This window comes from Carboxylicivirga marina (assembly GCF_016612505.1).
Classification (GTDB): domain Bacteria; phylum Bacteroidota; class Bacteroidia; order Bacteroidales; family Marinilabiliaceae; genus Carboxylicivirga; species Carboxylicivirga marina.
In genome coordinates this window covers 27253-49109 of the sequence record NZ_JAENRR010000001.1, presented here as the reverse complement: position 1 = coordinate 49109, position 21857 = coordinate 27253, and the positions used below count along the sequence as shown (strand labels likewise).

The following is a 21857-nucleotide window of genomic DNA, read 5'->3' as shown; positions in this document are numbered from 1 at the left end:
TAATAGCTGATAGTAGGAAGTGATTTATTTGATGACTGATACCTTCATCTTTTTTTTGTAGTTTAGTTATTCATTAATACATGCAATTATTATGGAAGAAAGTGGATTGCCCTGGCGGATGCAAAAGATTTTTGACAGAATGGATGAGCACGAGCGGATTGGGAAAGCTTTTTTAAGTCAGCTTAAGGCTGATCTTATTCTGTATGTATTGGACGAGCGCCCTCTGGTTAAGCAATATTATGCAGAAGTTGCAGAGCAACTGATTGAGATCTCAGACAAAACGGCACACCAGGTTTTTGACGATTTTGATTTGGCATTGTCCATTAACTCCAATAAGATGAATGTGGATGAATATTCAGGTGTGCGTAAACCCAAAACGAAACAAGAAGCTGAATTAAAACTTAAAGCGGAAATAGCAAAGATACCCAATTGTGATGAAGAGGTGTTCGCCGAAATATTCTGGGAGAGTTTTGAACAAGAGCAAAAAAGAGAATGGTTTATTTATAAGGCCTATTCTAAAATGAAAGAAGTGTTGGTTAAGTATTATGAAGACTTGATATTATCTTTGGACAGTAAATATTTAAGGATACTTGATAGTTATTTATTTACAACAGCTTATAACGATTTTTCAGATGAGGTGTTTGTTCTGGAAGGTAAAATAAGAAAACTTAAGTGTTAAAAAGATACTTACACTAAAACGGGCGTATAGGAATATATTCTTTGGTACCATGGCCTAAAAATAACAAAAACGACACCAAAGGTGCCGCTTTAAATGTTTTCGCAACTAGTGCCTGATAGTGGGGGTGGGGTTTCTCATTTCAAAGACCGCATTAAATATACAATTTGAAAGCAATTCACAACGAACATCTCTTAGGTTTCGTTATTAATACTTTGCGCTTTCTTCGGCTCACCTTCGTCCTTTCTTCGGGTCTTCATCGTACCTGCTTCGGGATCAACCTCGCTCCCAAGCGAGGTTGATCCCGAAGCAGACCCTTTGTTGGTACGAAGCGGGGAGCTATAAAAGTCAAAAGAATGTACTTTCTTATTCTTCGCCTACAACAGGGGGAAACAAGCGTATTCCTGAATATTGTATTTAAGCATGGTTTAAGGCTCTGTTTTTTTCAGAGCGATACAGTTGTTACAAAAGTTTTTTGATTAAAAATCTTTCCGAACGTTTCCGAACGAAAATCGGACGTATCGAATCAGGTATCTTCTATTGCTAATCAGTGGTTTTGAATCGCTTGTTTGGGATGGTAACTTGTAGAGTGAAATTTCTTAAAATAAAACTATGAGAAAGCACAAGAATTTACCTCACATTAATGTGGGACGCGATGGCAATGTAGTATACTATTTGGTAGGTGAGCAAATGCGCCTGAAGAGTTATGCTTGTCCTAAGGACCCAAAAACCGAAAAGCAGATTAAAAACCGCAATTTACATGCCGAACTTACTTTAATAAGTGCTCAAACTAAAGCCTTACGGCAGTTTTGCTACAAAGAAGTGCCCACGTATAACAATTCACACAATGCCTTTATTGGCTTGCATAAGCAGTTTATGCGCAAAGCCAGACTGGATTCTGAAAAGGTATATGAGAACTTGCACTGGTCGAGAGGTGAAAGGGCCGGAGTCGCTTCTGTTACTGTCAGGCGAAGTAGCGGTCATTTCAGGCTCGAATGGCACCCGGGGAATTTGACTGCCCTATCGGATGTTCAGTCACGCGTTATTTGGGTGCTACGCAACCTTACACACGGCTATTGGGAATGGAATCTAAACGCTGCTCTGCGACCAGATGGTCATTGTAATGTCAGTTTATTTGATAAGCATTATATGGATGAATATTTGCTCTGGATTTTCTTCTATAATCCGAAGCTAAAACGATTTAGTGAGGATCAGATTGTCCATATTCCGGCTAACAAGTCGATTTTTACGATAGAGTTTGGTGGTAATAATAAAACCCCGTGGAATATGTTCGAATGGCTGTATCCTGAGATTATTGCTAAAAGAAGAGAATAAAATCTCAATGGGTGATTGATACCTGTAGAGTGATGTAGAGTATTGTGTTAATCTTTAATGTGATACTCAATACGCCTGATCCATACCACCACAATGGCAAATAATACCCTTGGAATGATTAATACGGGCATCGAATAGCCCAGGCTGACAAATAGCAATGGGTCTTCCAGCTGTGAATGGGAAATAGCCAGGTGGTGATTAAGTAAGTCACATTCCTTGGGCTTGAGGTGCCCTTCTTCTACTTTTTGTAACATCACCGCAGAACCGTATGCCAAACCGATGGTGTTGCCAACTGCTTGGTATATCTTATTGCTTATTAGATTCAAACCACAACTGTAAACACCACTTTCACCATTGAGAAGTCGGTATATCTTATTGCTTATTAGATTCAAACCACAACTGATATGGTGTTCACTTCAATGTTACGACCGGTATATCTTATTGCTTATTAGATTCAAACCACAACTGTGGTGGCTTCTTTGGGGGGAATTGGGAAGGTATATCTTATTGCTTATTAGATTCAAACCACAACTTCTTTGATCGGCTTCTTTTTTTTGTCATCGGTATATCTTATTGCTTATTAGATTCAAACCACAACTTAGTGTTAATCCACTAGCAGCGACGATGGGGTATATCTTATTGCTTATTAGATTCAAACCACAACCCTGAGTCGACGAGAGAGTTCGCTGTTGTCGGTATATCTTATTGCTTATTAGATTCAAACCACAACTTCGTGGCGTACCGATGGCTCAACCACAAGGTATATCTTATTGCTTATTAGATTCAAACCACAACTTACCCTGTGATATATAATAGTTCCTATAGGGTATATCTTATTGCTTATTAGATTCAAACCACAACCATGAAATACTTGTAGAAAGTAAAGAAAAGGGTATATCTTATTGCTTATTAGATTCAAACCACAACTTACCCTGTGATATATAATAGTTCCTATAGGGTATATCTTATTGCTTATTAGATTCAAACCACAACGGTCATGAGGTAAAGATGTCGTGTCAATTTGGTATATCTTATTGCTTATTAGATTCAAACCACAACTGAATTTCCAAATCTTTTTCAAGATACTTAGGTATATCTTATTGCTTATTAGATTCAAACCACAACTAGCCATCCCTCTAGTTCTGTCATAATCATGGTATATCTTATTGCTTATTAGATTCAAACCACAACTCGGACATATCTATAATCCTAAAGTTGTTTGGTATATCTTATTGCTTATTAGATTCAAACCACAACTAAAGTTTGTAAATTGAAAAAAGATAATACGGTATATCTTATTGCTTATTAGATTCAAACCACAACTTGATGATGATGGACACGGTGCAGAATGGAGGTATATCTTATTGCTTATTAGATTCAAACCACAACTTAGCGGCAGGAATTTAGTATCTTCATTGAGGTATATCTTATTGCTTATTAGATTCAAACCACAACTCTCCAGTTAGCCTTTTCATTTCATTGTGCGGTATATCTTATTGCTTATTAGATTCAAACCACAACTTCTTCTTACGGTTGTATCGCCTGTTATATGGTATATCTTATTGCTTATTAGATTCAAACCACAACACGACAAGTGAAGGCTTTACGATAGGGATTGGTATATCTTATTGCTTATTAGATTCAAACCACAACAGGTGCAACTTTAGGTGATGCCATACTTGGGTATATCTTATTGCTTATTAGATTCAAACCACAACAATGTAATAAGACTAGCCAGATTTGATGAGGTATATCTTATTGCTTATTAGATTCAAACCACAACCGCGCGCCATACAGCTCAGTATTTACGGTGTATGTAGCTTGTTTTTCTATTGAAAAAATTAACACGGAAGAGTGTTCGAACCTAAATTATGTGGTATTTTTTTCAGGACGTCAAAGAGCGAGATGTAAATGTACTAATCTTTTTTGAGTATAATCTTTTGCGTAAATGGATGTGCTTATTAAAACAGTTCCAATTGTTGAGGAGTCTCTTCCGAAGCTTGTATTTGAGCGCCCCAAATATTAATCATACCGCCATATTGCTTATCGGTGATACGCAGTATAGTTATCTGCCCTTTGTCGGGCACAAAACTCCTCACGCGTTTTTCATGTACATCGGCACTTTCACGACTGGCACAATGACGTGTATACACACTCCATTGCATCATATTAAAACCATCTTTAATGAGCTCCTTTCGAAAACGGGTAGCCAGCTTACGTTCTTTTTTAGATGAAACCGGCAAGTCGAAAAATACAAATAGCCACATAATTTGATAAGCGTTTAGTCGGGAATGTTCCATTAAGTGAGCTTTTATTCTTTGAAAAAAGTGGGGTAAAGAATTTTTTTACCTTCCCCATTAAAACAGCGAGCCAACGATGCAGTTGTGTGCGAAAGTGCTAGCAGTAGCGGGCGTTTAACTTCACCAATTGAAACATCACAACTCAACACTTGCAACAAGTGAGCCTTGGTTTCCTTTTCTAGTATGAGTTCACCGTTACCTGATTGCCACATTTCATAGATTACATCATCCACGTAGGGGCGATACGGTTCCATAATATCATCAGCCAGGCAATAGGCATTGTAACGGTTGCTATGGTGAATGCCCAGTGTAGGTAGCAGCCCCGAACCAACTAAGGCGCGGGCTACGGCTGAGCGCAAAACGATGTAGCCATAGTTAAGCAGGTTGTTAGGATAGGCGCCATAACGGTCGCGTGTGAAGTCATTGTCAAATAAACGTCCCCAATATTCACGGGCAGCTGTACCTTCGCGATTGGTACTGTCATCACTTTTAACCGATGATGCCAAAGACACTAAAGAGCCACTGTCAATGCTTTTTGATTTGAGTAGAGCCGCCTGATTTTTTATTTTGGCTACAATGGTTTGCTGCCACAATTGCTTTTTAAGTGGTTGGCTACTATTAATCTGCTTACGAAATATCTCGTTCTGCAGATGGTGCCCATCCAGGTTGAGCAGCATAGATGCGGGCATGTGTTTTTCGTCGCAAAAAATAACGGCCACGTTATTAGTATTGAGTTGCTGTAGTGTAGGCATTGTCATTGATATTTGTGGATGTTCTAATATTACAATGCCAATGTCTTCAATGGGTACAGAGCGCTCCGTGTCGCTATCTTTAGTTTTAACCACAAGTTGTTTTTGGCGAACAGACAGGTAAGCCGGATTAGTAAAAAACAGGGTGCGTTTTAACATGATTAGCAGGTTTTGTAATTACTATCTTATTCGATGGAAGTAGTTGATGGGTTTACTTATGTTGATGAACGCGATGAAAACGAGGGCGAACATCATTTAACAGGTTTTAAAAGTGCAGTAAGTGAATTTGAATCATATGCCTTTATTTTGAATTTAACTTTTAAAGTTTAACTCATCTCTGCTTGTTTCGATGTAATTCTTCCATGGTTATTCGTTAATTATCTAATTAGGTTGTGTTTCGGGATGTATGATTTGCTGTATCTTTTTTGAAAACTACATACTGATACGCATATAACTTTATTCGAATTGAATTTGGGTAAGTCATACTAAAATATTATTATTGCTGATGATAAAAAATAACCAGTTAACCTAAAAAGTCCCATTAGTAATGTCGAAATTCTATTTTATTCAACAAAACAGTTGTTTTGTCAGCGCTTATTTAAGTCGAATTAAGCGAAAAGATATGAATGAGAATTATCCTTGCAATTTATATAGCGAACAGCCAATTATAACTTTCGAACCACGGTTGCAGCCTGCGAAATCTACTATTTGCAATTTCCAAAGTATATGACACCTGTAAAAGGGATCGGGGATTGAGTGAACGATTCGATTTTACAGCGAAACACCAATGTTTCAGAGCGAATAGCTTATGTATGAAAACATCCGTACTTCTGCTGCCAAACATTGGGTTTCGCCTTTAGTAATAGCATTTCGCTACCTACAAAAAGCTATTTATTTTAATGATTACAGTTATCTGACTACTATCATGCAGCAACGGTTGCATTCAATTATACTTTTAACTTTTATACCATTTTACCATGAACAGAAGTAAATTAACGATTGCAGAGTTTCTTTTTCAATGTGGTTTACGCATCAACAACTCATTAAATGACTCTAAAGTTCAAGAGGCCGTCTCAGTGTTTGGCTATACAGCTGAGAGGCTTGAAGCGGGGCGTAATATTTTAGACGCCTCAAACGCGCTGAATGAAACATTTGTTAAAGAGTATGGAGAACTTGATGCTGCCTACGAACAGCGCAATGAGGCCAAGGATTTGGCCAACTTTAAATTTCAGGGGCACCTGGCTGTTGCACGCATTGTATTTAAAAGCAATCCTTCTGCATCAACCGCACTGGCTTTAAATAAACCTTTGCCTCGTACCAACAGTGAATGGTTTACCCGTTCGCGTGCCTTTTACAACAACTTACTGTCCAATGCCGAGTGGTTGGCGGCCATGGCCGATTATAATGCTGGTGAAGAAATGCTAAAGAGTGTTTTAGCCGATATTCAGGGTGTTGAAAATTATTCGGATGTGATAATGCGAGAAAAGGGTGATGCGCAAAATGCCACCAAAGAACGTGATGCTAAATTAGAAGAACTCAACGAATGGGTTAACGATTATGAATCAATTGCTAAAATTGCATTGAATGAAAAGCCTCAGTTATTAGAAAAACTGGGTATTGTGGTTAAATAATTTATCATTCCACCACCTAAGGCTTTATTAGGTGGTGGAATGAAAGTTTATAGTTTTTGAATTTTGCCGAGAGGGGAGAGGGTGAAGTCAATGCCTTCGACAAGGGCGTTGAATTGATTGTGACTTAATTTCCTTTGTGCAACATATTCTTCATCAGATTTATAAATCCCATCCTGAGTTTTAAGATCACTTGCAGAGTTAGCTTCTTGATGATGTCTTAATATGCACATGCCAAATTCATAAAACTTCTGACCTGATTTAATTCTATTAATTGTTAAGCCCACTAATTTATACAATCTTTTTTTGACTTGTTCATTATCCAATTCCCAAATTTCATCCGGTGTTTTCTCCCAAAGAATGACCATTGTGCCAATTTTTATTGTCGCCTTGTGTAGTAGCTCTAGTTTGCCATTTTGTTTGACTTTAGGAATTAATCCTTCAAGTACCCCTATGCCTTGTGGTTTTAGTACTGATTGAACGGAGTTTTTAAAGTATTCAGCTGCTGTTAGGTTATTAATTAATTCAAAGTCACGTTTAATCTTTCCCTTAACATCTTTCCCCTCATAAACGGCCATTAGGTAATTCCCATCGTTAGCCGTATAGTACTTCTCCTTATGAGGACGAATTGCTTTAGTACTCTTATCGCGTTGCACTTTTATTTCAAGTGGGTTGGTAACAGTTGGTTGCAGTAAACGTACTTTCTTAATTGGTACCCCGCTGGCAGGGAATGCATAAAGATTTTCAATCTCTTTTTTCAACTTAGCAATATTTTGCTCTATCTGTGGCTCTTCATGCTCTTCGGCTTTTTGTTTTTGCTTAACAAGCTTGTCAATCTCTTTTTGCAGTGTTTTTTCAGCTTTACGTGCTTCAATTAGTATGTTACGCACCTTTTCATCCACCACATTTTTAAGGTCAGTATCTGATAAATCGACCACCTTCTTGCGAACAACATATTTACATACTTCCTCAATCTGGCCTGTTTTTTTATTTTCTACCTTCTGTTTGATTGCTCCGTAAAAAGTTTCTTTATGTAGGCTGCCTCTAACCGAGTCACCTGTTTGGATAATAGGATTGCCGTTTTTATCTCGTTGTATTACGCCTCTTTTGCGCAGTGTCTTTTTATTATTTTTGGGCAGATTGTCAGGTGTGTAGTGCGATACAAACAATTCATGTTCTATATTCTTAACATCTTCAGTAAAAGTTGGCCATGGTTTTTCGAAGGTTGGCTTTTTATCGTGGCCATCTTCTCTTAAGCCTTCCCAGTCGTGATAAAACTTGGCTAGTTTATCGTATTGAGGCTTTGTCATACATGCAATGGTCATGGCATCAATGCAATGGTGCACGTGGTTAACTCGTGCCTTTTTCTCATAAATATCCTGCAGTCCCCAGAATTTTCTGAAATCCGCCACTGTAGCACCTTTTACAGTAAACACTTTTGAGAAAAGTGTTTGTAGGTATAGGCGCGAGTATTTAGTTATAATTCCTATATCAACCAGTTGGCTGTTTTTAAACCCACTTGGCACATCTTTCATTATAAAACGCTGGTATTTTTCGCGCCAATAGTCACGTTCAATAGTAGCTTCGTGTCTACGCTTTATAGCACCATCTTTTGCTTCTTTGGTTGAGGCACCTCTGGCATTGCGTACTTCTTTACGTATTTTTTTATCCAGGTCTTCGTATGCCTTTTTCCAGTGTTCAATGCGCTCAGTAAACACTTCATGTTCGGGTAATTCGCATGGTATTTTATTTCGTTTTACTGAACGATTATAATCATTGTAGCATAAAGTAAGGTTGGCTTGTGAGTTGTCAAACGAAAGACTTTGTGGGATGGTGTGTTCGATGTCAAATTTTGGATTAGCTCCTAAAAAATCACTTAAACCAATGGTTTGTCCGGTGTAGATACAAACATGTTTCTGCTCTTCCCATAGTTGGTATTTGAGTATTTCGCTGTCATTTGGTTCGGAATTAATACCCTGAGAAGAAAAATGAGTTTTAATCTCCGCAATATATTTTTTGCGTTCATTTTCGCGTTTACGTTGCCAATTTTGTAATGCCTTGCGTTCGTTGGCATTCATAAGGTCGCGCGCCATTTCAATATGCACGATTGTATTGGCGTCAATGGTGTCATTTTTGATTAACTCATTCATCACCTTACGAAGCTGGTGTAGTGCTCGCATAGCCATCGGGTTACGCACCGATGAGGTCATAGGACTGCCCAGATACAATTTACCATCTTTGCCTTTTTGAGCAGGTTTATACGTCTCTAGAGCCGAAGGATGATATAGTTTTTCCTTATTTACTATTCCAAAATTGTCGTTCAGAAATTGGATTATTCGGTCGTCTATTCGTTGTACAGGCGCAAACTGGCCGCGTCCCATATTAAGTTGCATTTGCTTTTTTAAAAGTTCAAAAGCATGTTTTTCAATTCGTTGCTTTTTTTCTTCGTTAAATGTGGCAAAGCGATTTGCACCATAATAGTTTTTTATCCGGTCAATCAAGTCCGCTTTATAGGCATCAATGGCCTCTTCGCTCCACGTTGATTCATTCTCATGGTTAATCTTAACAAAGCCATTAACAATATCAATTATTTGCTTTTCCTCATTTTGAGTAATAATTATATCATGTATAGCTTTGCGTATGATAGCTTTGTTTTCATCGTCTTGCCATATACTTTGGGGAACTACTTCGCCCATATTAGCTAAAAAGATGGCGTGTGAATAGATTAAATTCATACGCAGATAGGGAAGCGTCTTTTTAATTGCTTTAAGGCTCAATGAAGCAAAATCTTGTTTTAACTTAATGTTGACAAACTCTTTGGTTTGCTCATCGTTTAAATTAAGCTTGTTTTTAGCAAAGTCGAATAGTTTGTCATCCGAATCAAAGGTCATTAATACATGCCAAACATCGCTAATGTCAATAGTTGATAATTGCTTGTCTGAAGAACGGGTATGCGTAATAGATAGTTTTAGCCAATTATCACCAAAAACAGATTTAAACCTGGCTGACACAGGACAGCCACTAACAGTGGATTTCATGCTGTAATTAAACAACGAGTCTTCAGGATTTTTATCTCTCGATTTGTAGTATTTGTATTGTTTTTTAGGTGCCAACTGTTTGGCTATGTCCTCAAAGTCAAAATGCTCTTTGCTTTTTCTGAAAAACATAGGTATAACCTTTTCACGTTCGCCTTCATTTAAAAAGCGAAGCTTTTCATCTTTGGGTGTTTTAATTTTAATATTATTCAAAAAGCAAAGCATTCTATACTCTTCAAACAAGGGATGTGAAACAGCACAACGTGGTTTGTTGGTTTCAAACGGGCATTTACCGATTAGGCCTTTTTGCGATTTCAGCGGTCGTTGGTAAAAGATAGCTTTGCGTATCGTATCAATTTGTTCTTGAGTTAATTCTTGTAATTGACAGATGTGGTTAAATTCTGCCAAGTAATGGGTGTCGCGATGTGGATAATGGTCACGTATCTTTTCACCTTTGGTATATCGCTCGTAAAAATATTGCCCGAGTGTTTTTTTGCCTTTTGCCTCGTCTATTTCTTTAATGCCAGAGAGCACAGCACCATTTTCATTTTCTTTTGTTGTTTCGAGGCGGTTGCTTAAAAAACCTCTGCGCTGTGCCATGTGGTAGAAAGCACGGCCAAGTGCAAATCGATTATTTTCACAGTTTAAGTCCAGTTTTTCTGTAGCTGCTAAATTACGGAAGTAATATGGATTCTTTTTTTGAGCTTTTTTCTCATTTTCATCCCCTTCATTATCCGTCATCCACCAATGCTTGAATGCTTCATTGTTGGGGTATTTTTTATCGTATCGCCAAGTATTTAATTCTTGCTCGGTGAGGGTAGGGCAAAGCTGATATTTAACTAAAGCTTTTAGCGTTGTTAACTTCCTTAGTTTTCGTCTGTATTTAATACGTCTGGCGCTTCTATAGCCAGTTCGTTCTGCCGCTTTTGACCCTTCAATGCCTTTTTCAATTTTAACACCTTCCTGGAATATCCTAACGCCTTTATCTACGGGATTGAAAGTTAATTTGTCTTCTGTTTCCACCACAGCCCAACCAATACTATTTGTGCCAAGGTCAAGTCCTAGTATTTTGCTCATTTACTTAGGGTTTTAATAACGCTAAAGAGTGCTAGTTTTATTTGTCATAAGTATCAAACCTAAAAGTAGGTATTTTGCTACCCTTTTCCAAAGTTAATGACTTTAGTTGTGGTAAGTGGGATTTGTATATTAAATTTCTTTTCTTATTTTTGACATAAGAATTTAAAAAATGCTTATTAGATTCTTATCACAATAAGGCTATATGCCGAAGGAAATTTATCCTATACTCCCGCCTCGGTGGGAGTTTCTTTTTTAGCTCAATTTTTTCTTCAATTGACAAAGCCACATTCATCCTTTATATTAAAGCCCTTTGAAACAGGGTATTAATTAAACGTTGGGAAGATGAAAACAATTACAATGGTATTGTTGATGTTGGTAGCACCTGCAATAATGGCGCAGTTAAGCAAGGATGAGGCCGCAATTAAGGAGGTCATCGAAAATGAAACAAAGTATTTTATGCAGCGCGATTTTGATAAGTGGCAAAGTACATGGGCTCAAACGCCTACCATTTATTGGTCGGTGGTGGGGCCTAATATGCATATGGAACATACCTCATGGGAGGCTTTGAGTGCGATGGTAAAAGAGAATTATAAAAATAATCCTGAACCAATTGCAAAGTTTCCAGAGAAGCAGGATTATAAGTTCCAGGTGGGTAAGAGTTCGGCATTGGTGACGTTTAAAGAGGGGGATGATTCAGGTACCCGTTTGCTGATTAAAGATGGCAATACATGGAAAATAATGCAGATGACAGTGGTGAAAGCGGCCGCATTTAAGAAACAAAGCGATATGAACTTGCTTAGCTGGGCACTCGGCACCTGGAATATGGATGCCTCGCAATCGTCGGTTGACATGCCGTGGGCCGATTCAGTGGCAAAGCAAAGCTGTCATTTTATCAAAACACCAACAGGTTTTAAAATCAAGTCGGTATTTACCAATAACCAAAATGATGGCCAATGGCATATGTGGGAGGTTAAAGAGCTGAATATTGATCAAAATAAAAACTTCTTACCCGTGTTTGTAAAAGCGGGTGGAGGTAACTGGTTGGATGCCGCCATAGGCAAAGCAACATTTAAAGATGGGCAGCTGCACATTAGTTACCATGTGGTTGACAAGCCCGATTGGGCAGCCCGTAAAGAGGTTTACACTTTTGATAATAAAGGAAGTATTACATTGGAAGGCACTTTTTTTGGCGAGGATGGTCAGAAGGATAATACTTATAAATATGTGTTTAGGAGGTAAGAGTATCCTTATTGAAACAGGAGTTTTAAGAGGCTGTCCAAGAATATTACTATTTCTCGCAAATGGCGCAAAGAACTAAAATCACAAAGAACGCAAAGTGTTGAAAAGTTCCATTCTGCACTTTGCGACCTGTGCGAAATCCTTAGTGTTCTTCGCGTGAAACTTTATTTTCGTGCATCTTCTTTTGTCTGATTGACAGTGCCCTTTCTTCTGGTGTTTTTAATCACCTTATCGGCAGCCAGTCGTCCTGTAAGAATAGACATGGGTACACCGGCCGGACTAAAGCACCATTGACCTGCCTGAAATATATTTGGGATGGGCGTAAGGGTTGAACGGTCGGAATATTGGATTTTATGCATCACAGGAATGGTCTCCTGAAACGACCATCCGGTAATGGCACCTTCCGAGCTACCTACACGTTCTTTGATGCCAAGTGGAGTAAAGGAAAATTGTTTCATCACCTTGTTAGCCAGCATGGGGTAAATGCTATTACTTAATACTTGTATCATTCTGTCCTCTAACTCTTTCTTAAATTCATCGTACCAGCCATCTTCTTTTATCTGTTCAAATAAGTCGTAATCAGCTAAGATGCTAATAATCATACCTGTTTTGCCTGTTGGCACTAAGCTTTTATCCTTTAATCCCGGAATCGAAATTTCATAGGTGTTTAAGGCAGTGAATTTATCCAGCCATTTATATACGTCTTGCTTGCTGGTTTTGGTCCAGCACTTGAGCATCGTTTTTAATTCTCCCCAATGGGTTTCACCAAGACCCTCTTTTGACGGTGTGTAAAAGAAGTGACCATGGGCTATTTTACAAAAGCTATCGAGAGGTTCATCAATTTGCAGGTATAAACTAAATACGGAATCGCCTCCGCGGCTTTCTAAAATTGGTTTTTTCTGTTTTTCAAAGGCGAGAGCTATTTTCGGTGTAAGCTGTTTAGTGATTGTCTGTTGGTAAAACGTTTTTAGATCGGCCGCCCACACCATATTTTGGTAGGTATGGCATGCTCCTGTATTATCTGTTATTTCATTGGCTCCGGCATCAATGCTTATCACACTCGTTTGTGTTAATAATACACCTCCATATTCATGAAACTTGGCATGCATTGCTTCGGCTAGTTTGCCCACGCCACCAATGGGGTAAAAATAATCGAGGTATAAAGCGAAATAGCTAAGGGCAAAAAATGTGGGTGTGTTCTTAAAAAAATGTTGGGCCACCACATCTCTCAACGATGCATTGGTGAGAATGTTTTTTAGGTAATCTTCAACAGGCATGTTCATGCGGTTGATTTTACCCATGGTGAATAAAAATTTAGGTAGCCACGGTAGCAGTTGTTTAAAGAGATAGTTGGTGTCGTTCTTGAGATCTTTAAAGGCTGGGTTTTCCAGCCCATACAGCACTTCCATGTGCTTCATTATTTTGCGTATGATGACCATCAAATTGTCAATCTCATCTTCATTGTCGGGAAAGAGTCTGATAAGCATTTGTTGGTAGTCCTTGAGGCTATTGATGTCTTTGATGTTGATGATTTCATTTTCAACCCCCACCGATACCGGGCTTCTTACAAAATCGAGCTCAATGCCTAATTCTTTCAGCATAGGAAAAATAATACCTGCATCTTCAAGGGCTCTCACGCCTGCTTCAAACTGAAAGCCATCGCGTGAAAAGGTGTTAACCAAGCCACCAACTTCTTTATTCTTTTCAATGAGCAATACCTTCTGTCCTGCACGTGCTAAGTAGGTGGCCGATGTTAAGCCAGCTATGCCACCGCCAACTACTATGCTATCATATCTGTTTTGTGTCATCTTTTTTTACTTTCGAATATTACTTTCAGTTTTGTCTTCATCTAATTGTGCCAGTTTTAAACTAATTGGCCATAGGTGTTTGGCTGCCTCATAATCCAATGCAGGAGGAGCAGGCTCTTCTTGTGTGGTGAGGTTGAAGAACTGTCCGCCCATATCATTGAGTTCATCAGATACTCCCAAATAATAGATGGCTTCGGCCGATATATCGGCTGGTTTAAGTGTTTTGTTGAGCACATTTCGTTTAAACCATTTGTATATAGGCCCATTCTCCTGACCCGTTTCAGACTTAACAGCCCCAGGATGCATGGCCACGATACTGACACCTGAGTTTTTGAATTGCTCGTTGAACAGGAGCATGGTCTGCAGTTGAGCTAACTTAGCAGAGCCATAACTTTTGAGGCCTGAATAGCGACGTTTATCCCAGTTTAAATCCGTGAGTTGGAGCCCCCAGGCTGCAAAGCGATGCCCTTCTGAGTTGATTAAAATAATGCGAGCCTGCTTTTGCTGCATTAACTTATGCCTTAGCTTATAATTAATGATGAAGGAAGAGAGGTAGTGCACAACCAATACTTTTTCAAGTCCATCAATCGTTGATTCTTTTTGGGTTAAATAAACCCCTGCGTTATGAATGAGTACATCAATGGGGGTCTTAAGCTGAGCCAATTCATCGGCCACCCGGTGGATGTCTGCAAGAATACTGAGGTCGGCAATTTTGTAGTTACAGGTAACTTGATGTTGTTCTTCAATCTCGCGCTTGAGCTGCTCCGACTTTTGTGGGTTACGATTAATACAAAGTAAATGGGCTCCACGCGAGGCATATTTATGTGCCGTTATTCGCCCTATGCCCGATGTGGCACCTGTTATCACCACTAATTTATCTGTGAAATTTTGATGACAGATAAGCGGGTCGCGCTGGTTGTTTTTAAGCATGGCCCACACATTAGCAAACTCGTATTGCTTAAAATATTTTTTAAAGTTTTGGTTTTTCATTGGTCCGCTTAACGGTTACTATTTAATTGTTTTGAAAAGCACAGGAAGGCTAACTACCAAAAATACATACCCAAGGAAATGGTGTAGTTTTGGTTACGTAAAGGAGCTGTATCTTCACTATTTGGTGATACCGGCAATTGTAAGGTGTTCCAGCCAATCACTTGTCGATAATCAACAAAAAAGGTTTGTTTAAGTAATTTGAAATGAGCGCCCAGTCCATATACAAAACTGTAATCAAACTCATCCAATTCTTTAATGTCTTGTGTTGATTTTTCCGATGCGACAACTGGCCCTGGTTCAAAGTTAATGCCGTCAGTAGTAATAAGCGGCTGTATGCTTTGTTTGTATGTGTATTCACCATCAAGTAACATGGATAGTGCAAAGCCACTGCAGCCATATATGCCTACGTTACCAATCTTGGCAAAGGTATATCGAAAGACGATGGGCATTTCAAAATAGTTAATTTGATATTCAGTAGAGGTAGAGACGAAGGTGTTACCCATTTCAGGCGGTAGGGTCATGCTCACATTTTGGACAGAGCCTTTGTTACTGTAGATATATTCCTGCTGAACAGCAAAGGCATTGGTGATAGGAAATAGTAACATGATACCGCCACTGAAACCATTCAGTGATTCAGAGCTTACATCATAGGTTAAATCTTCGGGGGTAATGCCATATTGGGTAGCAATGTTGTACCCTCCTTTAATGCCGAAGCGTATACCTGTTTTATCTTGACCTTGGCTTGTTAGAAATACAGTGGTGATGAGGCAAATGGAGGTGAGTAGTTTTTTCATTGTTAATGATTTTAAAGCACTATTGGTGCTGTTGGGATAATGTTTGTGAGTTATATTCTGGATAAATTACGTATGGTATTAACCAAATTTCTTTTTCAAAAAACGACGATATGCCTTACCAAAGCGAGGTATGTTATCAAAAATATCTCCCCATAAGTCGTAATAATCACGTTGTTCGATTATTTTGCCCGCCTCGTTTAAACTTAGTCGTGAAGCTCCATACAAAATCGAATTGGGGTATTTTTTGTATGCAATGGTCATTTCCCATTCAATAAACACAATGCTATCCTGCAGTAATGAGTGGGTTAACTTCATTTTTAAATCCGAAGAGCGTTTGGTTAATCGTTCGGTCATGGCTTTGAAATCATTCATGCCACGTAGCTCCTGTATGGAGTCGCGGAATACAATATTATCATGATAAAAGGGCAAAATGTGTGACCAATCCGGTTTGCCTTTGGTGTTATAGGTTTGCGACCAAAGTAACTTTACAGTGTCAATGCTGCTAATGGATTGGTTTTGTATATCTTGCTCAATGCTTTGAGTGATTTCCATTTGGTAGAAAATTGGTTATTGTTTATAAGTATTCAATAGTGCAAATGTGTGTGGTGTCTGTTTCGAGGGTAAAAACTGTCTTCTCAAACCCGGGTGGGCCAAATGTGCCTTTGGCATTGTTCGAAAAACCAAAGCCTTCTTTTGGCATTCCAATGAAGTTGGTGTCCAACTCTTGGTTGTCGTTGGCATCGTGAAAGTATTTGTAAGAATAAGTGCCAGGTTTTAGGTCATTTATTACGATGGTGCATAAGTGTTGGTTTATCGTTTGTTTGACTTCATTTATGGCTTTCTCATTGACGTCTGATATCTGTATCAGTATATGGCCTTCGTTACTTTTTAAGCCATTGATTTTAATTGTCAATGTTATTGGAGAGTCAAATGCAGATAACATAAACAAGCTCAAAAAGCAGAGTTGTTTTAGTGCTGAGGTTTTCATGTGTGTTTGATTTAGGGTTATAAATATAAGAAAATTAACAGTTTATGCAAGTTATTTGTGGTATTTGAATATCGTAAGTATTTGTGTTAATAGTATAAGTATCTGGTTTATGTTATCTATAATTAATGAGAGAACGGATTATGTTTTGATGAATGTACCTGTCGCTAATTGTCTATGGTATTGTTTTTAGACATCTATTGAAACAAAATCACGGTTTGTTGTTTTATATTACCGAACTCACATAAACACACAACATGTCCAAAACATGCTACCATTGCGGGAGTCCCTCACAATCATGGGTGCGCCACGACGATAAAGATTTTTGTTGCGAAGGCTGCGTCATGGTATATGATATATTGAAAGACAACGATATGGGTGCCTACTATGATATTGAAAAGGCACCTGGTATACGCGATAAAAAGGCCAGCATTGACTACTATGATTATCTCGATCAGGAGGATATTAAGCGGTCTGTTCTTGATTTTTATGATGGCTCCATTGGACGAATTAAACTATACATTCCATCGATTCATTGTAGCTCATGCATTTGGCTGATAGAGAATTTACATCGCTTACATCAGGGGGTTGTGGCTTCATCAGTAAATTTTAATCGCCGCGAAGCGGCCATCACCTTTAACGAAGAAGAAATTAAGCTGAGTGAACTGATGGGCCTGTTGGCATCCATTAATTATAAACCTCACATCAAAACAGAGGAGCAAAAAAAGACAGCTAAACGAAGCAAGCGGCTACTTGTTAAATTGGGCGTGGCAGGCTTTATTTTTGGTAATGTGATGCTCCTGAGTTTCCCTGATTATTTGTCAGATGATATCGCATTAAACCCCGAAATAATTTCCTGGTTTAAGTGGATAAGTATTTTGCTATCCATTCCGGCCATGATCTTTTCGGGCAATGAGTATTTTATAACTGCCTGGAAAAATATCAAACGAGGCATTGTGTCCATTGACATGCCCATTGTATTGGGTATCATTGCCATATTCATTCGTAGCCTGTTTGAGATTATTACCGATGCTGGCTCGGGCTACCTGGATTCTCTTACCGGACTGGTTTTCTTCTTACTGATTGGGAAATGGTACCAGGCCAAAACCTACGAAGCGCTGAGCTTCGATAATGATTACAGCTCTTATTTCCCTTTGGGCATAACCCGAATAACAGATAACAACGAAGAGATTGTACCCATTAGCCAATTGCAGTCTGGTGATAAGATTCAAGTGCGTAATGGTGAAATTATTCCGGCAGATGCCAGGTTAATATCCATAGGTGCCTCCATCGATTATAGTTTTATCACTGGTGAATCGGTACCTTTACGTAAAGAAAAAGAAGAATTGATTTATGCCGGTGGTCGGGTTATTGGGAATGCCCTTCTGCTAGAAGTGGAAAAGAAAGCCGAGACGGGTTATCTGGCCGAACTGTGGAAAGAGCGCAGCGATGCCGATGAGCAGGAGTCGATGATATCGCATACCCTCAATGTGGTGAGTAAATACTTTACCATAGCCATTATACTTATCAGTACATTAACAGGTTTTTATTGGGCCTGGTACGATAGCACCAAGGCAGTCATGGCTTTTACATCTGTTTTAATTATCGCTTGTCCGTGTGCCTTAGCCTTATCTGTACCTTTTGCTTTTGGGCATGCTGGCCGAATATTAGGTAAAAATAAGCTGTATCTGAAGTTAACATCCATCATCGAAAAACTAACGAAGGTGGATGCCATTATTTTTGATAAAACAGGTACGCTCACCGATTCTGAGCATTTTGAGGTAGAGTTTAATGGCGAGCAGCCCGAGCATTTTGTATTATCCATTATTAAATCAGCTGCTTATCAATCGCGTCATCCATTGAGTCGGGCATTGGCAACGCATCTTAATAGTGCCGACTTGTTTGAAGTGCAAGGTTTTACTGAGCACGAAGGAGCTGGTGTAGAGGCGCAAATAATGAATCATCGTATAAAATTGGGTTCAGCTCGATTTGTAGGGACTGAACAACAACCTGGCAATGCCTCGGCTCAGGTGCATGTTAGCTTCGATGATGAGGTGATAGGTTATTACACCATCAAGAACTATTACCGCGAAAACTGGCAGGAAATGCTGAAAGCGGTTATGCAATATACCGATGTGCATATTCTTTCGGGGGATAATGATGCCGAACAGGAGGCCTTAAATAGGATTGTTAATGACAGTAATAAGGTGCATTTTTATCAAACCCCAAAGGATAAGCAGGATTATGTATCACAATTAAAGTACGAAGGTAAAACAGTAATGATGGTGGGTGATGGATTAAATGATGTTGGTGCTTTGAAAGAAGCACACGTTGGTATCGCTGTGGCCGATGATGTGCATCAGTTTTCTCCATCGAGTGATGCCATTATTAGTGCGTCAGAACTCATGTATCTGCCAAGATTTATGCGTTTTTCAAAATCGGTATTAAAAATTGTATATGCTGCCATCTTCATTTCATTTCTATACAATGTGCTTGGTTTGTCATTTGCTGTTTCAGGGCAGTTGAGTCCCTTGTTTGCTGCCATATTAATGCCCTTAAGCAGTGTGTCAGTGGTTGTATTTACCAGTGTGAGTGTCATGATTAGTGGAAAGCGCAGAGGGCTTTAAAGTTTACATCAGTTTATGATTGTAAAAGTTGTGGCTTGATAATGAGTGATATATATTTAAAGGGGCAAAAAATCTAATAAATGTTAAACAATCGTATAAGCCTGATTGTCATTAAAGGCGACAAAAGTTAGAGAATTAAATTAAATAATAAGACCTTAAAATCTTAATTTATTTCTACTTTTGCTACACTTTAAAAAGGATGCATTGGAATGGAGATTATAATTGTACTTGTTGTTGCCAGTTTATGTGTTGCCCTTGTGTTTTTGGGCTTATTTATCTGGGCTGTTAAATCAGGACAATACGACGATGATTATTCGCCTTCGGTCCGCATTTTATTTGATCAGAAAGAAGAAAAGAAAGAAAGTAATAATAAAATCCAAAATCTTGGTAAGGTGCGTCGTGAGGCAAAGGCCTAGTTGATATGCTTTACTGATTATTGAAAAAATGTTGAACACATGAAGCAAGAGACGTTTTATTACGACAATAAAATTGTCAAATATTTTATGTATGCCACAATTATTTGGGGATTGGTAGGTATGGCCGCCGGTGTGCTGGCAGCTCTTCAAATGGCTATGCCAATCTTTAATTTTGATTTGGAATACACAACTTTTGGTAGGGTTAGACCTATTCACACCAATGCAGCCATTTTCGCATTTGTCGGAAATGGTATTTTTATGGGGGTTTATTACTCCATGCAGCGATTACTAAAGGCTCGAATGTATAGCGATGTCTTGAGTTATTTGCATTTCTGGTTATGGCAGTTAATTATAGTATTAGCAGCTCTGACCTTAGCATTGGGTTTTACCACAGGTAAAGAATATGCCGAATTGGAATGGCCAATTGATATAATGATAGCCGTTGTTTGGCTTATCTTTGGTTGGAACATGTTTGGTACCATTGTTAAGCGTCGAGTAAAACACTTGTATGTAGCTATTTGGTTTTATCTGGCAACTTTTATCACCGTTACTGTGCTACATGTGGTTAACTCTGTTGAACTACCTGTTACACTTTTTAAGAGTTATTCGTGGTACGCTGGTGTACAAGATGCTCTTGTACAATGGTGGTATGGACACAATGCTGTGGCCTTCTTCCTTACTACGCCATACTTGGGTCTGATGTACTATTACATCCCTAAAGCGTCTAACCGTCCGGTTTATTCGTACCGATTATCAATTGTACACTTCTGGTCGTTCTTGTTCATTTACATATGGGCAGGTCCTCACCACTTGTTATATACAGCTTTGCCTGATTGGGCACAGTCATTAGGAACTGTTTTTTCGATTATGCTATTGGCACCTTCATGGGGTGGTATGCTTAACGGCTTATTAACGCTTCGCGGAGCCTGGGATAAAGTTCGCGAAAGTGCTACGCTTAAATTTATGGTGGTGGCGGTTACCGCATATGGTATGGCCACATTCGAAGGACCGCTCTTATCATTGAAAAATGTAAATGCCATCAGCCATTTTACCGACTGGACTGTGGCGCACGTTCACATTGGAACATTAGGGTGGAATGGATTCTTAACCTTTGGAGTATTATACTGGTTAGTTCCGCAAATATTCAAAACAAAATTATATTCTGAGAAGTTGGCAAATGCGCACTTCTGGATTGGCACTTTAGGTATCTTGTTTTATGCTATCCCAATGTATTGGGCCGGCTTGGCACAAAGTTTAATGTGGAAAGAGTTTACCGAAGAAGGATTATTGGCTTATCCGAACTTTCTGGAGACAGTCACTCAGATTCGTCCGATGTATTATATGCGTGCCTTTGGTGGTTTAATCTATTTGATAGGAGCCATGTTAATGGGGTATAACCTGTTCAAAACGGCTTCAATGGGTAAGGTGACTGCCAATGAGGAGACTTCAGCTATGGTTGAGGATATTCATAAAGGTAAAAAAGGAGAGAAAGCACATGGTTGGTTAGAGCGCAAGCCTGTTCAGTTCATGGTTATTTCTTTGATTACTGTTTTGATTGGTACTTTTATTGAGCTGATTCCAACCTTCTTAATAAAATCTAATGTTCCTACCATATCGAGTGTACAACCATATACACCGCTAGAGTTGGAAGGACGTGATATATACATCCGAGAAGGTTGTTATAACTGTCACTCACAGATGATTCGACCATTTAGATCTGAAACTGAGCGCTATGGCGAATATTCTAAAGCTGGTGAATTTGTTTATGATCATCCATTCCAATGGGGCTCTAAACGTACAGGACCGGATTTGGCTCGTGAAGGTGTGATGACTGGTAAGATTTACAAGCCTGATGCCTGGCATTATAACCACATGTTGGATCCTCAATTGCTGAATGAGAATTCTATTATGCCGAAGTACCCTTGGTTGATTTCTGACGATCTGGATATTTCTGATTTGCCGGCTAAGATTCGTGCGATGCAAACACTGGGAGTTCCGTATCCTGAAGGCTTTGATGAATTGGCTGTTGAGGAATATAATAAGCAAGCAGATAAAATAGTCAGCAACCTTAAGGCAGCTGGCATTGAAACAGCTCGTGAGAAAGAGATAATTGCTTTGATAGCCTATTTACAGCGTTTAGGTACCGATATTTACAAAGTGGCACCTGAGCCTGAAACAACTGAATAAGGAGGTTTAAT

Annotated in this window: 17 protein-coding genes and 1 CRISPR repeat array; of the genes, 8 read left to right on the top strand and 9 right to left on the bottom strand. The window is 38.9% G+C overall.

Annotated elements, in window-relative coordinates; all coding sequences use genetic code 11:
- Window positions 1-91 precede the first annotated feature (91 nt).
- Together JIV24_RS00200 and JIV24_RS00195 are read left to right on the top strand one after the other, a co-directional pair.
- Window positions 92-679 carry a P-loop NTPase family protein gene (locus JIV24_RS00200; protein ID WP_200462970.1) on the top strand — a complete coding sequence of 196 codons (588 nt, stop codon included), beginning with the start codon at window positions 92-94 and terminating at the stop codon, window positions 677-679.
- Between the two features lie 609 nt (window positions 680-1288).
- On the top strand, window positions 1289-2011 hold the full coding sequence (locus JIV24_RS00195; protein WP_200462969.1) for a hypothetical protein: 723 nt from the start codon (window positions 1289-1291) through the stop codon (window positions 2009-2011).
- Window positions 2012-2058: 47 nt separating this feature from the next.
- Here JIV24_RS00195 and JIV24_RS00190 read toward each other — a convergent pair whose 3' ends face one another.
- The 3 genes from JIV24_RS00190 to cas1 form a co-directional block, all read right to left on the bottom strand.
- Entirely contained in the window at window positions 2059-2286 is a 228-nt protein-coding gene (locus tag JIV24_RS00190; RefSeq protein ID WP_200462968.1) for a hypothetical protein, read from the bottom strand.
- A gap of 23 nt (window positions 2287-2309) precedes the next feature.
- A CRISPR array of direct repeats spans window positions 2310-3794; the repeat unit is 36 nt; unit sequence GGTATATCTTATTGCTTATTAGATTCAAACCACAAC.
- Window positions 3795-3972: 178 nt separating this feature from the next.
- Entirely contained in the window at window positions 3973-4311 is a 339-nt protein-coding gene (gene cas2 / locus JIV24_RS00185) for a CRISPR-associated endonuclease Cas2 (RefSeq protein ID WP_234445648.1), read from the bottom strand.
- A gap of 11 nt (window positions 4312-4322) precedes the next feature.
- On the bottom strand, window positions 4323-5219 hold the full coding sequence (gene cas1, locus JIV24_RS00180) for a type II CRISPR-associated endonuclease Cas1 (RefSeq protein WP_200462967.1): 897 nt from the start codon (window positions 5217-5219) through the stop codon (window positions 4323-4325).
- A gap of 33 nt (window positions 5220-5252) precedes the next feature.
- On the opposite strand from cas1, the gene JIV24_RS00175 reads away from it, so the two are divergent.
- Window positions 5253-5390: a hypothetical protein gene (locus JIV24_RS00175; protein ID WP_200462966.1), complete on the top strand. Its 138-nt coding sequence runs from the start codon at window positions 5253-5255 to the stop codon at window positions 5388-5390.
- 647 nt (window positions 5391-6037) lie between these two features.
- Window positions 6038-6691 carry a hypothetical protein gene (locus tag JIV24_RS00170; protein WP_200462965.1) on the top strand — a complete coding sequence of 218 codons (654 nt, stop codon included), beginning with the start codon at window positions 6038-6040 and terminating at the stop codon, window positions 6689-6691.
- A gap of 47 nt (window positions 6692-6738) precedes the next feature.
- On the opposite strand, the gene cas9 is transcribed toward JIV24_RS00170, so the two are convergent.
- A complete protein-coding gene (gene cas9 / locus JIV24_RS00165; RefSeq protein ID WP_200462964.1) occupies window positions 6739-10800 on the bottom strand; it encodes a type II CRISPR RNA-guided endonuclease Cas9 in 4062 nt (1353 codons plus the stop codon).
- 342 nt (window positions 10801-11142) lie between these two features.
- Here cas9 and JIV24_RS00160 point away from each other — a divergent pair, with 342 nt between their 5' ends.
- Complete coding sequence (locus tag JIV24_RS00160) at window positions 11143-12039, top strand: hypothetical protein (RefSeq protein ID WP_200462963.1); 897 nt, start codon at window positions 11143-11145, stop codon at window positions 12037-12039.
- 164 nt (window positions 12040-12203) lie between these two features.
- Here the strand turns inward: JIV24_RS00160 and JIV24_RS00155 are convergent, their stop codons facing one another.
- From JIV24_RS00155 to JIV24_RS00135, 5 genes are all read right to left on the bottom strand, one after another.
- Window positions 12204-13847: a phytoene desaturase family protein gene (locus tag JIV24_RS00155; RefSeq protein WP_200462962.1), complete on the bottom strand. Its 1644-nt coding sequence runs from the start codon at window positions 13845-13847 to the stop codon at window positions 12204-12206.
- A gap of 6 nt (window positions 13848-13853) precedes the next feature.
- Complete coding sequence (locus tag JIV24_RS00150) at window positions 13854-14837, bottom strand: SDR family NAD(P)-dependent oxidoreductase (RefSeq protein ID WP_200462961.1); 984 nt, start codon at window positions 14835-14837, stop codon at window positions 13854-13856.
- A 53-nt stretch (window positions 14838-14890) separates the two neighbouring features.
- Window positions 14891-15631: a porin family protein gene (locus JIV24_RS00145; RefSeq protein WP_200462960.1), complete on the bottom strand. Its 741-nt coding sequence runs from the start codon at window positions 15629-15631 to the stop codon at window positions 14891-14893.
- A gap of 78 nt (window positions 15632-15709) precedes the next feature.
- Window positions 15710-16183 (bottom strand): nuclear transport factor 2 family protein, encoded by a 474-nt coding sequence (locus JIV24_RS00140; RefSeq protein ID WP_200462959.1) that lies wholly within the window; start codon window positions 16181-16183, stop codon window positions 15710-15712.
- 22 nt (window positions 16184-16205) lie between these two features.
- The gene (locus JIV24_RS00135; RefSeq protein ID WP_200462958.1) at window positions 16206-16619 is read right to left on the bottom strand and encodes a DUF2141 domain-containing protein; all 414 of its coding nucleotides are present in this window, start codon (window positions 16617-16619) and stop codon (window positions 16206-16208) included.
- 254 nt (window positions 16620-16873) lie between these two features.
- Between JIV24_RS00135 and JIV24_RS00130 the strand changes: the two genes are divergently transcribed.
- The 3 genes from JIV24_RS00130 to ccoN all read left to right on the top strand — a co-directional run bounded on the left by JIV24_RS00130 (window position 16874) and on the right by ccoN (window position 21846).
- Window positions 16874-19243: a heavy metal translocating P-type ATPase gene (locus tag JIV24_RS00130; protein WP_200462957.1), complete on the top strand. Its 2370-nt coding sequence runs from the start codon at window positions 16874-16876 to the stop codon at window positions 19241-19243.
- 209 nt (window positions 19244-19452) lie between these two features.
- A complete protein-coding gene (gene ccoS / locus JIV24_RS00125; protein ID WP_200462956.1) occupies window positions 19453-19659 on the top strand; it encodes a cbb3-type cytochrome oxidase assembly protein CcoS in 207 nt (68 codons plus the stop codon).
- Between the two features lie 39 nt (window positions 19660-19698).
- A complete protein-coding gene (gene ccoN, locus JIV24_RS00120; protein WP_200462955.1) occupies window positions 19699-21846 on the top strand; it encodes a cytochrome-c oxidase, cbb3-type subunit I in 2148 nt (715 codons plus the stop codon).
- Window positions 21847-21857 lie beyond the last annotated feature (11 nt).

Coding starts and splice junctions, on each gene's coding strand:
- JIV24_RS00155 (WP_200462962.1), bottom strand. CDS start 13,847: ATGACACAAAACAGATATGATAGCATAGTAGTTGGCGGTGGCATAGCT.
- JIV24_RS00195 (WP_200462969.1), top strand. CDS start 1,289: ATGAGAAAGCACAAGAATTTACCTCACATTAATGTGGGACGCGATGGC.
- JIV24_RS00145 (WP_200462960.1), bottom strand. CDS start 15,631: ATGAAAAAACTACTCACCTCCATTTGCCTCATCACCACTGTATTTCTA.
- ccoN (WP_200462955.1), top strand. CDS start 19,699: ATGAAGCAAGAGACGTTTTATTACGACAATAAAATTGTCAAATATTTT.
- JIV24_RS00150 (WP_200462961.1), bottom strand. CDS start 14,837: ATGAAAAACCAAAACTTTAAAAAATATTTTAAGCAATACGAGTTTGCT.
- JIV24_RS00160 (WP_200462963.1), top strand. CDS start 11,143: ATGAAAACAATTACAATGGTATTGTTGATGTTGGTAGCACCTGCAATA.
- JIV24_RS00130 (WP_200462957.1), top strand. CDS start 16,874: ATGTCCAAAACATGCTACCATTGCGGGAGTCCCTCACAATCATGGGTG.
- cas1 (WP_200462967.1), bottom strand. CDS start 5,219: ATGTTAAAACGCACCCTGTTTTTTACTAATCCGGCTTACCTGTCTGTT.
- JIV24_RS00175 (WP_200462966.1), top strand. CDS start 5,253: ATGGAAGTAGTTGATGGGTTTACTTATGTTGATGAACGCGATGAAAAC.
- JIV24_RS00200 (WP_200462970.1), top strand. CDS start 92: ATGGAAGAAAGTGGATTGCCCTGGCGGATGCAAAAGATTTTTGACAGA.
- cas9 (WP_200462964.1), bottom strand. CDS start 10,800: ATGAGCAAAATACTAGGACTTGACCTTGGCACAAATAGTATTGGTTGG.
- JIV24_RS00140 (WP_200462959.1), bottom strand. CDS start 16,183: ATGGAAATCACTCAAAGCATTGAGCAAGATATACAAAACCAATCCATT.
- cas2 (WP_234445648.1), bottom strand. CDS start 4,311: ATGGAACATTCCCGACTAAACGCTTATCAAATTATGTGGCTATTTGTA.
- JIV24_RS00170 (WP_200462965.1), top strand. CDS start 6,038: ATGAACAGAAGTAAATTAACGATTGCAGAGTTTCTTTTTCAATGTGGT.
- JIV24_RS00135 (WP_200462958.1), bottom strand. CDS start 16,619: ATGAAAACCTCAGCACTAAAACAACTCTGCTTTTTGAGCTTGTTTATG.
- ccoS (WP_200462956.1), top strand. CDS start 19,453: ATGGAGATTATAATTGTACTTGTTGTTGCCAGTTTATGTGTTGCCCTT.